This is a genomic window from Pararhizobium mangrovi (genome assembly GCF_006516965.1).
GTDB lineage: Bacteria > Pseudomonadota > Alphaproteobacteria > Rhizobiales > Rhizobiaceae > Pararhizobium_B > Pararhizobium_B mangrovi.
The window spans coordinates 40,918-52,291 of sequence record NZ_VHLH01000021.1 but is presented as its reverse complement, the minus strand read 5'-3'; the positions used below and the strand labels follow the sequence as shown (position 1 = coordinate 52,291).

General features: G+C 62.0%; 11 protein-coding genes. 2 read left to right on the top strand and 9 right to left on the bottom strand.

Annotated elements, in window-relative coordinates:
- The first annotated feature begins 3 nt into the window (after nt 1-3).
- Nucleotides 4-258: a hypothetical protein gene (locus FJU11_RS11760; protein ID WP_141167252.1), complete on the top strand. Its 255-nt coding sequence runs from the start codon at nt 4-6 to the stop codon at nt 256-258.
- Nucleotides 259-274: 16 nt separating this feature from the next.
- On the opposite strand, the gene FJU11_RS11755 is transcribed toward FJU11_RS11760, so the two are convergent.
- From FJU11_RS11755 to FJU11_RS11735, 5 genes are all read right to left on the bottom strand, one after another.
- Entirely contained in the window at nt 275-1,402 is a 1,128-nt protein-coding gene (locus FJU11_RS11755) for a C45 family autoproteolytic acyltransferase/hydolase (protein ID WP_141167251.1), read from the bottom strand.
- 133 nt (nt 1,403-1,535) lie between these two features.
- Nucleotides 1,536-2,603, bottom strand: a complete 1,068-nt coding sequence (locus tag FJU11_RS11750) for an extracellular solute-binding protein (RefSeq protein ID WP_181408160.1) — start codon at nt 2,601-2,603, stop codon at nt 1,536-1,538.
- Nucleotides 2,604-2,659: 56 nt separating this feature from the next.
- Nucleotides 2,660-3,463 carry an ABC transporter permease gene (locus FJU11_RS11745; protein ID WP_141167250.1) on the bottom strand — a complete coding sequence of 268 codons (804 nt, stop codon included), beginning with the start codon at nt 3,461-3,463 and terminating at the stop codon, nt 2,660-2,662.
- Entirely contained in the window at nt 3,460-4,356 is an 897-nt protein-coding gene (locus FJU11_RS11740) for an ABC transporter permease (protein WP_141167249.1), read from the bottom strand. The genes FJU11_RS11745 and FJU11_RS11740 overlap by 4 nt, the downstream gene beginning before the upstream one ends.
- Nucleotides 4,353-5,534, bottom strand: coding sequence for an ABC transporter ATP-binding protein (locus tag FJU11_RS11735; RefSeq protein ID WP_141167248.1), 1,182 nt, complete (start codon nt 5,532-5,534; stop codon nt 4,353-4,355). The genes FJU11_RS11740 and FJU11_RS11735 overlap by 4 nt, the downstream gene beginning before the upstream one ends.
- A gap of 261 nt (nt 5,535-5,795) precedes the next feature.
- On the opposite strand from FJU11_RS11735, the gene FJU11_RS11730 reads away from it, so the two are divergent.
- A complete protein-coding gene (locus FJU11_RS11730; protein WP_141167247.1) occupies nt 5,796-6,995 on the top strand; it encodes an aromatic ring-hydroxylating oxygenase subunit alpha in 1,200 nt (399 codons plus the stop codon).
- A gap of 90 nt (nt 6,996-7,085) precedes the next feature.
- Here FJU11_RS11730 and FJU11_RS11725 read toward each other — a convergent pair whose 3' ends face one another.
- The 4 genes from FJU11_RS11725 to FJU11_RS11710 all read right to left on the bottom strand — a co-directional run bounded on the left by FJU11_RS11725 (nt 7,086) and on the right by FJU11_RS11710 (nt 11,374).
- Complete coding sequence (locus FJU11_RS11725; RefSeq protein WP_141167246.1) at nt 7,086-8,378, bottom strand: TRAP transporter large permease; 1,293 nt, start codon at nt 8,376-8,378, stop codon at nt 7,086-7,088.
- Nucleotides 8,379-8,391: 13 nt separating this feature from the next.
- Complete coding sequence (locus tag FJU11_RS11720) at nt 8,392-8,883, bottom strand: TRAP transporter small permease (RefSeq protein ID WP_141167245.1); 492 nt, start codon at nt 8,881-8,883, stop codon at nt 8,392-8,394.
- Nucleotides 8,884-8,887: 4 nt separating this feature from the next.
- Entirely contained in the window at nt 8,888-9,883 is a 996-nt protein-coding gene (locus tag FJU11_RS11715) for a TRAP transporter substrate-binding protein (RefSeq protein ID WP_181408159.1), read from the bottom strand.
- Between the two features lie 222 nt (nt 9,884-10,105).
- Nucleotides 10,106-11,374, bottom strand: coding sequence for an NAD(P)/FAD-dependent oxidoreductase (locus tag FJU11_RS11710; RefSeq protein ID WP_141167243.1), 1,269 nt, complete (start codon nt 11,372-11,374; stop codon nt 10,106-10,108).

The window sequence follows — 11,374 nt, the reverse complement described above, 5'->3', positions numbered from 1 at the left end:
GCGATGTCGAACGCCGACGAGACGCAGGCGGAGCTCCGCCGCAATTTCGACCTCGTGCGCACACCGCTCGGCGTGGACTGGTCCGGGCGCACCCGTTACGCGGCCGCAGTCTATCTCTACAATTGCGGAGAGATGGACTCGGACGTGCTGGAAATCTACAGGATCTGCTCGCGGCTCGACGGCGAGGATCCGCTCGCGATCCTGCGTACGAGCGGGATCGGCCGGGACTGGCTCGAGAAGATCGAGAGCGACGACTGATCGCACGTAAAGCGGATCAGGCGGAAATCGCCTCCGCCTCGTCGGCGACGTCCGAGAGACCGACCGGCATGGAACACGGTCCTCCGCGATGGGCGTGGAGCGTGCCGGCGGCAACGTCGAGAACGACCGTCGCAATCGTTTCGAACTGCTCTTCCAACGGATCTTGCGGGTCGTGATGGCAGCAGATCGCCGCCGTCGTTCCGAGGTGTGAATTCATCGCGGTGAGGACGGCTTCCGGCGTCGTGCAATCCGCGCGAATCCGCCTTTGGATCACGTCGCGCCGGATCAGCGTGTCGGGCGCAATCCTCGGCTCGGTATCGAACGCGGCCGGTCCGGGCGCCAGAAAATGGTTGGTGTGCACCAGCCGGCCGTTGGCGTCCGGCATGACGAAGCTCGGACCGCCCGGATGGAGTTCGACGGAAATCGCCGCTGCAGTGCCGGCTTCGTAGCCGACCAGATTGATGGAACTCGATGCCGAAACGTCGGCCGAGGCGAGCAGGCGGGCGGCATCGGCGACGTCGCGGCCGAGATCGAGTGCCGCACGTGCCGCCACGTGCACCGGCAGGCCGATGCGTGCGCCGTCGGCCGCATGACGGAGGATGGTGAAGAGCGCGCCGAGGCCGCGCGTGTTCAGCCCGACCTTGCCGACAATGCCGAACTCGGTCATCGTCTTCGTCGTCGTGCCGTCCTCGAGCGGAATTTCCCAGACGAGCCAGTTGTCGGCGAGCCGCCAGTACCAGTCCCAGGTCTGCACGGCGACCGGCGGTAGATCGCCATTCGGGAAATCATCGTCCAGCATGTCTTTGGACGGCAGCACGATGGCGGCGGAGCATTCGCCGCGACGCGCGGTTCTGAGCTTCGCAAGGATCTCGGTGCGTGCGTTGATCGCCCCGATTTCCGCCGGATCGAGCCCCGTGCCCTCCGCGAGCCCCAGCATCTCCGCGTGGAGATGAGGCGCGAAGCCGAGCGTCGCTTTGAGGGCGGCATCGCCATCCGCTGCGATATCGTACGAGCCGCCCGCGAGCGTATCGAAGATGCCGCAATAGCGCGCGACCGTTCTGCCGATTTCCTCGGCATGGACGGAGCCGAACGTGCGTCCCCGTGCGTTAGGATCGGTTTCTTGCGAGCGATAGGTTCGCGTCATTCAGGACCTCGTCTCATTGCCCGCCATGCCCGAATTCTGCCGTTCGACGTCCGATCGACCCCGCATACCGCGCAGGCGATCGGACGTGAACCCCCGCGCCGCCCAAGCGCGGAGGTGGCGTGCCGGCGGCGGATCAGGACTTCAGCTTGGTCCAGACCCGCTCGCGCAGATCCTTGGACTTCGGCGAGCATTCCTTGAACGCGCGCAGGCGATCCTGCACGTCCTCCGGCGCGTTGACGGCGGGATCGTCCTTCAGTTCCGGCTTGAGGTACGCATTGGAGCCCTTGATGGTGTTGGAATAGCCCGTGTAGTTCGATGCGATCGCGGCGTTTTCCGGCTTCATCATCCAGTTGATGAACGTCTTGGCGTTTTCCATGTCGGGCGCGTTGGCGGGAACGACCATCAGGTCGGTCCAGAAGGTCACGCCCTCCTTGGGATAGACGTAGACGTCGTCCGGCTTCTTTTCCTTCACGCGGTGCGCCGCGCCGTTCCACTGCATGTGCATCGCCACTTCGCCGGCGATCATGCGGTCGATGGTGCCGTCGTTCGAATAGACCTTTACGAAGGGCTTCTGTTTCTGCAGGAGATCGAGGATCTTCTGCGCCTTTGCCGGATCCTCGGTGCACTTGTCGATGCCGAGATAGTAGGCGGCCGCGTTCCAGACGTCGGCCATGTCGTCGAGCATGCCGATCTTGCCCTTCAGGGAATCGTCGGGTTCCAGCAATCCCTTCCAGCTTTGCGCCATCTTGCCGTCGGGGACCTTCGACGGATCGTAGGTGAAGCCCGTCGTGCCCCACATATAGGGTGCCGAATAGTCCCGGTTCTCGTCACCCGAAACGGATTTGAACTTCGGCAGGATGTTGCCGAAGTTTGTCATCTGGTTGACCTCGATCTTGGCGACGAGCCCCTTCTTGATCATCGTGCCGAGCGTCGTCGGCGTCGGGAAGACGATGTCGTAGCCGCCACCGCCGGCCTGCAGCTTGGCGAGCAGGTCCTCCTCGGAAGCGTAGTTGTCGATCGTCACCTTCGTGCCGGTTTCCTTCTCGAACTTCTTCATGAGTTCGGGCGGGAAGTAGTTCGACCAGTTGTAGAGGTGCAGTTCGCCGTCGGCGCGTGCGGCACCGGCCGAAAGGCCGAGCGCCATCACCGTCGCGGAGGCGATGCAAAGGCTCGACGTCAGTTTCGAGATCGATGGGTTCATCCGGTTTCTCCTCTGGAAGTTTCCTTGAATGTGATTTTCCCTTGCCGGCGTACCCGTCAGTTCCCGTCCCTCGAACGGCTGAGGAACAGCGAGAGCGAGACGAGGGCGAGCGAAAGCACGAGCATCAGCGATGATATGGCATTGACCTGCGGTGTCACGCCGATGCGCACCAGACCGAAGATGTAAAGGGGAAGGGTGGTCGAGCCCGCCCCGCCGACGAAGAAGGTGGTGATGAAGTCGTCGAGCGAAATGATGAACGCGAGAACGAGCCCCGAAAGAATGCCGGGCATGAGAAGCGGCAGCGTCACGTGGAAGAAGGCGCGACGCGGATTGGCGTAGAGATCGGCGGCCGCTTCCGGCAACCGCGCATCCATGCCCTCGAGCCTGGCGCGGATCGGCAGATAGGCGAACGGCAGGCAGAAGACGGTGTGCGCCACGATGACCGTGCCGAGGCCGAAGGTGACGCCGAGCGTGGCGAAGAACATCAGCGTCGCAACCGCCGGCACGATCTCCGGTACGGCGAGCGGCAGGGCGACGAGCGCGTTCACCGCCGTCTTGCCGGCGAAGGTGTCGCGCGCCATGCGGACGGCGCACAGCGTTGCCAGAAAGGTCGAACAGACGGCGGCGACCGAGGCGATGACGAGCGAGTTCCAGGCGGCGTTCAGCATCGCCTGGTTGGCGAGCGCCTCGGCGTACCATTTCAGGGAAAAGCCCGTCCACATGGTGACCGTGCGGTTCTCGTTGAAGGAAAGCGCCACGAGGATGAGGATCGGCAGGTAGACATAGGCGAAGAATACGACCGCGCCGAAGGCGAGGCCCGGCCAGTGCTTCGCGTCGCCGGAGGCTTTCGTGCGCCTCATGCCGATGCCTCCTCGCCCGAGGGCTTTCGCAGCGCGTAGATCGCGAGCCCGATCAGGAGGATGGCGAGAAGCAGCATGCCGAGGGCCGCGCCGAAGGGCCAGTTCCGCGCCGAGCCGAACTGCATGCCGATCAGGTTGCCGATCATCAGCGTCTTGCCGCCGCCGAGCAGTTCGGGCGTCACGTACGACCCGAGGCACGGCATGAAGACGAGCGCCGATCCCGCGACGATGCCCGGCAGCGAAAGCGGCAGCACCACGTGCCTGAGCGCGCGCCACCGTCCTGCGTAAAGGTCGAAGGCCGCTTCCACCAGGCTGAGGTCGAGCTTTTCGAGGCTCGTATAGATCGGCAGCACCATGAAGGGCAGGAACGAATAGGTCAGGCCGACGGCGACGGCGAACTGATTGTTGAGCAGCGGCAGCGGCTGCGAGATGACGCCCAGCCATTCAAGCAGGCCGTTGATCGTGCCGTGGTCGCGCAGGATGAGGATCCACGAATAGTTGCGCACCAGAAGGTTCGTCCAGAACGGCAGCGTCACCATGAAGACGAGGACCCCGCGCCAGCGTCTCGGCCGGGTCGCCATAAAGAAGGCGGTCGGAAAGCCGATCGCGAGCGAGATGGCCGTCGTCATCGCCGAAAGCCAGAAGGAGCGCGCGATGATGCGCAGATAGTCGAAGCTCAGCGATACCGTGTCGTCGAGATTGCGCTCGAAGAGGAAGCGGACATAGGCGTCCGGCGTCAGGCTTCCCCATACGACGCCGCCGGCATAGTCGCGTTCCTGGATGGAGATCCACGCCATCAGCGCGAGCGGCACCACCATCAGCACGACGATGACGACGAAAGCGGGGCCGATGAGCAGCACCCGCGATGTCGCGCGTTGGGAACGTCCGCTCATGCCGCCGCGTCCTCGACGATCGAGATGGCGGAGGGATCGACACGCCAGCCGATGGCGTCGCCGACCGAAAAGCGCGGTGCGAAGCCGCGATTGTTCTGCGTACGCGCCCGCATCACCGTGCCGTCGGCGAGGGTGAAATGGTAGATGGTGTCGGTGCCGTGATAGACGACGTTCACGAGCTTACCCGTCAGTTCGTTCGTCGCCTCGTTCCTTGGGCCGTCAATATGGTCGAGGGCTTTCGACGGCACGATCTCGACCCGTTCCGGGCGGATCGCAAGCGTCATCGTCTCGCCGTCGGCAAGCGTCCTGTCGTCTTCGAGCCTGACGAACCCGTGCCCGGGAATGCGTGCGCCGGCTTGCCCGCCGTCCGTCACCGCCGTCGCCTCGATAAAGTTGATGTCGCCGATGAAATCGGCGACGAAGCGACGCTTGGGGTGGTCGTAGATCTCGCGCGGCGTGCCGATCTGCAGGATGCTTCCGTGATCCATGACGGCGATCCGGTCCGACATTGTCAGGGCTTCTTCCTGGTCGTGCGTGACGAAGACGAAGGTGATGCCGGTCTCGTTCTGCAGCCGCTTCAGTTCGATCTGCATTTCCTTGCGCAATTTGAGGTCGAGGGCGGAGAGCGGTTCGTCGAGGAGGAGGAGCTTGGGCGCGGGGGCGAGCGCACGGGCAAGCGCGACGCGCTGCTGCTGGCCGCCGGAGATTTCGCCCGTGCGGCGGGACTTGAGCGCCTGCATCTGCACGAGCGTCAGCATCGCGTCGACCCGGTCGTCGATCTCCGCCTTCGACTTGCCCTGCATCTTCAGGCCGAAGCCGATGTTCTGCGCGACGCTCATGTGCGGAAAGAGCGCGTAGTTCTGGAACACCGTGTTGACCGGACGGTGAAACGGCGCAAGCTGCGAGATGTCCTCGCCGTCGAGGAGGATGTCGCCGGACGTCGGCTGGTCGAAGCCGGCGATCAGCCGCAGGAGCGTCGTCTTTCCGCAGCCGGACGGCCCAAGCAGCGTGAAGAATTCGCCCCGCCTTATCGCGGCGGAGACCTCTTTCAGCGCGACGAAGGCGTTGGCCCCCGTACCGAAGCTCTTTCGAACGCGACGGATATCGATCGCCGCGTCATGCGTTCGGGTACACTGCGAATTCTCCTGCGGATTTCGTTCCGGCGAGCGCTCCCTCATCGGCACCGTCCAAACGATCTCATGGCGTTCCCGCTTTTGTTGCGTTGCGGTGTATTGGGTCATCCGCAACGGGACTTTGCAAGAGGCCCGTCGCGAAACCGGCGGAAAACCTCGTCGTCTGCCCCCGCCGGTTAGTAGCCCATGCATGAGCGCAAGCAACGGCCGATACCCTACGTAATCGCATAACCGCTTGCGAGAAAAGCGTGATTATGCTTGTATTGAATGAACATTCAGCAACGAACCGATCCCGGAGAGGGCGCCGTGAACACCCATCAGCGCGATCTGACCATTCCGAACGACTGGGACCGCAGGGGTCTGCCGGCATGGAGCTATCACAGCGAGGCGTTCCTGGAGATCGAGAAGGAATACCTCTTTCGCAATCACTGGCAGATCGCCGGGCACGTCGCCGACGTTCCCGAGCCCGGCGACTATCTCGCCTTCGATGCGGTCGGCGAACGCGCACTGATCGTGCGCGGCGCCGACGGCGAACTGCGTGCCTTCCACAATATCTGTCGTCACCGCGGCGGGCGTCTCGTCGCCGACAATGAGGGGCATTGCAAGAACGCGCTGATCTGCCCGTTCCATGGCTGGGTCTATAACTTCGACGGATCGCTGCGCGGTGCGGCGAGGCCCCGTTCTTTCCCCGAGATGGACAAGGACGAGTTCGCGCTGATGCCGCTCGAACTGGAAACCTGGATGGGGTTCGTCTTCATTCGCTTCCGGCCGGGTCCGCAACCGGACGTCGCGACGGTCATGAAGCCGTTCGCCGACGAGATTTCGCATTACGACACGGAGAACATGGTTTCGGCCGACGAGGGCTGGTCGGAGATTTCCGAGGTCAACTGGAAGTCCGTGCGCGACGTCGACAACGAGGGCTACCACGTCGCGATGGCCCATCCGGCGCTGCAGGACCTCTACGGCTCCACCTATTACGACGAGCCCTTCGTCGACGGTATCTGCCGCTCCTACGCGACGTACAATCCGCATGCCGGCCGCCGCTGGAGCGTGCGCAACTACGTCAACCTCGCTCCGGAACCGACACATCTGCCCGGCGATCTCAGGAAGGCGTGGATCTATTACGGCCTCTTCCCGAACGCCGTCATCTCGGTGACGCCGGAAGGTGCGCAATACTACCAGGAAGTACCGCTTTCGACCGGCAGGACGCTGCTTCGCGGCCGCGCCTACCGCTACGCCGACGAGACCCGGCAGCAGCACCTCGCCCGCTATCTCGCTGCGCGCATCGACCGCGAGACCATGGAAGAGGACATCCAGCTCACCAAATGGTCGAACGAGGCCATGGAATCGAAAGCCTTTCAGGGCTTCTACCTATCCGACCTCGAATACGGCGTACGCACCCATCACGACCATCTGCGCGCCGCGATGCCGGTCCTGAATGTGGACGAACGCCCCGAAGAAGCCGACATGGCCCGCATCAACGCCGAGATGCTGGCCGAAGGCTGAAATCGTTCACTCTGCCGCAAACGCTGACAATTCCGCGGCGATCTCGTCGTTTGTTCGCTTTCGCCTTTGCGTTAGGGCCCATCCGGTCATTCAATAGCCGAAAGCGGTCGGCAATCCCGTAACCAAAATCGGGACGTAGGCCATGATGAAGAGTGCGGCGATCAACGGGATCAGGAACGGCAGGACTGCCCGAACGATCCTTCCGAAAGAGATGCCTGTAAGATCGCGCATGAGGAATAGGGAGAGGCCCAGTGGGGGCGTATACTGGCCGATCATGATCGCGAAAACCATAGTGACCCCGAGATGCACCGGGTCGATCCCGTAATTGCTCGAAGCGACCTGGACCAGCATGGGCGCGAGGATAAGAAGCAGAATCGCGTTTTCTATGATGGCGCCGAGAATTAGGAGGGCGACGAGCGTCAGCAGGATGAACATCGCCGAAGAATCAAAGGTCGTGGAGATGAAGCCGGCAGTTGCCTGAGGAATGTTGCCGACGGTGAGCACCCAGCCGAAGAGGATCGCGTTGGCGATGATCAATAGCAGCTTCGAGGATGCCGAAACGACCTCGATGAACGTTTGGATGATCGCACCGAGCGTCAGATCACGGTAAACGAGAGCCCCGAGAAGCAACGCGTAAAGGACGGCGACCGTCGCGCCTTCCGTTGGGCTGAAGATTCCAAGCGTCATGCCGCCGACGATGATTACCGGCGTCAGCATCGGCGGAAGTGCTACCAGAAGAGACCAGCCGAGATCTCCCCAGCTATAGGTCTGCCGAACGACGTAACCACGGCGTCGTCCCACGATATAGACATAGATCATCAGGCAAAGCGCAATAAGGAAGGCAGGTACGACGCCACCCAGGAAGAGTTGGGTGATCGAGACTTGCGCGATGATGCCGAACATCACGAGCGGAATGCTCGGAGGCAGTATGGGCCCGATCGAAGAGGATGCGAGGGTCACGCCGACTGCGAAATCCTCGCTGTAGCCATGGCGTTTCATCGAGCGGACCTGGATGGGGCCGAGGCTCGCGACGTCCGCAAGCAGCGAGCCGGACATGCCGGCGAACACGAGGCTCGTCAGAATATTGACGTGGCCGAGACCGCCAGGAACCCGTCCGACGACCTTCACGGCGAAATCGAAGATGCGGTCGGTAATCTTGGCGGCGTTCATGATCTGACCGGCAAGCATGAAGAGCGGAATTGCCAGGATCGTGAACTTTCCGATCGAAAAGGCGAGTTCCTGCGCAGCCTGAGTAATCGGGAAACCCTCGTAGAGCAGATAACCCACTGAACAAGCACCAAGTGCGAATGCCACCGGCATTCCCAGCATGATGACGATGAGGCTGATGGCAATCAGGCCTACGAGAAAGAGATCAAAATCCATCAGCGCGCTTTCGTCATAGGAGGACGCGGCGAATGATGCGAACGAGAACCATGAACGTCATCACCGCAGCGCTGGCCGGCACAACGACGACTTCCAGTCCCACGGGCAAACGGAGGGCCGCCGTCTTCTGGCCGGCGACCTGCCCCATGAGGAGCCAGCCGCTGTAAACAATGGAAATCAGGAACAGCAGCACAAGGAGATCGATAGCGATTGCGAGCAACTGCACCGCCCTTTTGTTTTCGATCATCTCCTCGAACAATTCCACTCGCGTATGGACGTTGTGGCGCATCAGGCCGATGGAGGCGATGAAAGTCATCCAGACGACAAGGATGCCGCTGACCTCTTGCGTCCAGTCGAGCGGTGCGTTGAACAGGTAGCGCATGCACACCTGAAGGCAGGAGATAAAGACAATCGCCATCAGGATGAAGGCAGCGATCACGAGCTCGGGATCGGCGATCAACCGCCGCCAACCCCAGCTCGTCGAAACTTCCGGTTCGGAAGTCATCGGATCATTGTGCCTGTTTCGAAGCCTCGAGCACCTTTTCCGATAAACCAGAGGGCCAAACCTTGCCCTCAAAACGCTTCTTAACTTCGGCGCGAACCGATTTCTTGAAGGCCTCGAGATCCAGTCCGTCACTCTCGTCAACGACCGTCATACCCTGATCAGCCAGCTTTTTCGAGAGGTTCTTTTCGACCTCTGCCGTGCGTTGCGAGGTCCACTGAGCAGCTTCCTGCGCTGCTTTCAAAACGGCCTTCCTGTTCTTGTCGGAAAGTCGCTTCAGGCGTTGCGCGTTGGCGATCCACGGCAGGACGATCAATTGATGCTGCGTCAGCATCAAATGATCTTGGACCTCGTAGAATTTCTCCGATTCGATCGTGGGAAGAGGGTTTTCCTGTGCGTCTACGACGCCTTGGCTTAGCGCCTGAAAAAGGTCGGGAAACGCGACCGGCGTGGGTTTGCCGCCAAGCCCCGTGTCTACGGCGAGCGACATAGAGTTGGGTACGGCGCGGATCTTCTTGCCGTTCAGGTCCGCAGGCTTTTTGACAGGAAAGCCCTTCGTGGTGAGATCGCGGGCCCCGTAATAACTAGCAGCCATCATCTCGATACCGCTTTTATCCAAAAGCTGTTTGTTCCACTTCTTTCCGAAATTCTCTCCCTCGACGATCATCTTTAAATTCGACCAAGAGTCGAAGAAATAGCCAGCGTTATATACATTGTATTCCGGAACGATGTCCGCCAGCAGCGGAAAAGTGCCTATCGCCATGTCGAGGGCGCCGGTCTTGACCGAATTCGTCAGGTTCTTGGCGTCGCCAAGCTGGCCGGACGGATAGACACGCACGGTCAGATCACCGTCCGAGTATTTCTTGACCAATTCGGCAAACTTCGTGGCGCCCTTGCCAGTTGGCGAGTCCGGGGCGTGAAGATCGGCGAACCTTAAAGTTTGTGCGTGCGAGGCGAGAACAGTGCCGAAAAGGGCACCGGCTACGACAAGACCTCTGAACATGGCTCTCCTCCCTGAGAGATGATTCGGTATGCGTTCCACATCCGTACCGTGCTGACGCATAAGTTCAAGTCAACGAAGCCGATCGCTCCGATGATCAGTTCCGGTTTGTCCGGGATCTCGCTAGCGACGCCGTTTGTGAGTTCGCCAGGCTTCATCACCGACTTACCATCTTGAAAACGAGCGTCTTTCGATGACGAGATGGTGTCCGTACTCCCTCACATGTCAGCGGTCGAGCGCATCGCGAAGCCGGTAATATGTAATGGCGCCAGTGCCGTACCAGCGATGAAGCGCGTGGACCGGCAAGGGCCGGATCGGCGAAGTGGCGAGCGGCAGGGGATGGGCCTCGTCGAGCAGATGCTTGCCGATCGCCGTGCCGAGCGCGCTCGAAAGGGCGACACCGCGACCGTTGAAACCGAGGGCCATGATCAGCCCGGGGGCCGGGCGATGAATGTGTGGGAGTGAGTCGGCGGTCATCGCCACGCGACCCCACCAGTGATGGTCGATCTTCTTGCCCCGCAGGTCGGGGAAGAAGTGGTGCAATGCGCCGACGATGCGCTTGAAGTCGGTCGACGTGCGTGGATCGCGGAAACTGCCGCGCCCGCCCATGAGCAGACGATTGCCGGGGCCGAAGCGGAAATAATTGCCGATCCGGCGCGTCTCGGAGACGGGGCATCCTTCCGGCAGCACACGCTCCAGTTCCTCCGCGCTCAAGGGCGCAGTCGCGATCTGGAAGCTGTTGGCCGGTAGCGCGGTCGCCTTCAGTTTGGGCCACAGCCCATCCGTGTAGCCGTTCGTCGCGAGGACGACGCTCTCGGCGCGAACGCTTCCCTTCGCGCAGCGAAGCGTCCAGCGCGAGCCGTTTCGGCGAAGGTCCGTAACGCGACTTTCAGCGTGCAGTCTCGCGCCCGCTGCCTCCGCCGCACGGGCGAGACCGTGTGCATAGCTCAGCGGCTGGATCGTTCCCGCCCGCGGGTCGTGCCAGCCGGCGACGAACGTTGGGCTGCCCGTCGCCTTCTCGATCGCGGCGGCATCGAGCCAGCGCGCGGCGACGCCACGGCGCTGCCATTCCTCCATCCGCGTTCGAAGCTTCGCGAGATGGACATTCTTGATCGTGCCCTGGATCCATCCCCTGCGCACGGGAGCGCAGTCGATGCCATGCCGTTCGATCAGCTCGAAGACGGTGTCGGCCGTCCGTCCGACGAAGTCGGTCGTCTCTTCGCCGAACGCCGCGTCGATCGCATCGGGATCGTGTTTGAGGCCCGGTATCACCTGCCCGCCATTCCGTCCGCTGGCGCCGAAGCCGATCCGCTCGGCTTCCAGAAGAACGACGGATGCTCCACCTTCGGCAAGTGCCAGTGCCGTCGTCAGGCCGGTAAAACCGCCACCGACCACGGCGACATCGGCTTCATGGTCACCCACAAGCCGCGAGGCTTCGAAGGCCGGCGTCGCCGTTTCCGCCCAGAGCGACGTGAGGGGGGCTTTTTCCGCCAT

What these genes read in the sequence shown, in the direction of transcription:
- FJU11_RS11710 (WP_141167243.1), bottom strand. Translation starts at nt 11,374, where the DNA reads ATGGCGGAAAAAGCCCCCCTCACGTCGCTCTGGGCGGAAACGGCGACG.
- FJU11_RS11760 (WP_141167252.1), top strand. Translation starts at nt 4, where the DNA reads ATGTCGAACGCCGACGAGACGCAGGCGGAGCTCCGCCGCAATTTCGAC.
- FJU11_RS11715 (WP_181408159.1), bottom strand. Translation starts at nt 9,883, where the DNA reads ATGTTCAGAGGTCTTGTCGTAGCCGGTGCCCTTTTCGGCACTGTTCTC.
- FJU11_RS11720 (WP_141167245.1), bottom strand. Translation starts at nt 8,883, where the DNA reads ATGACTTCCGAACCGGAAGTTTCGACGAGCTGGGGTTGGCGGCGGTTG.
- FJU11_RS11755 (WP_141167251.1), bottom strand. Translation starts at nt 1,402, where the DNA reads ATGACGCGAACCTATCGCTCGCAAGAAACCGATCCTAACGCACGGGGA.
- FJU11_RS11725 (WP_141167246.1), bottom strand. Translation starts at nt 8,378, where the DNA reads ATGGATTTTGATCTCTTTCTCGTAGGCCTGATTGCCATCAGCCTCATC.
- FJU11_RS11740 (WP_141167249.1), bottom strand. Translation starts at nt 4,356, where the DNA reads ATGAGCGGACGTTCCCAACGCGCGACATCGCGGGTGCTGCTCATCGGC.
- FJU11_RS11735 (WP_141167248.1), bottom strand. Translation starts at nt 5,534, where the DNA reads ATGAGGGAGCGCTCGCCGGAACGAAATCCGCAGGAGAATTCGCAGTGT.
- FJU11_RS11750 (WP_181408160.1), bottom strand. Translation starts at nt 2,603, where the DNA reads ATGAACCCATCGATCTCGAAACTGACGTCGAGCCTTTGCATCGCCTCC.
- FJU11_RS11745 (WP_141167250.1), bottom strand. Translation starts at nt 3,463, where the DNA reads ATGAGGCGCACGAAAGCCTCCGGCGACGCGAAGCACTGGCCGGGCCTC.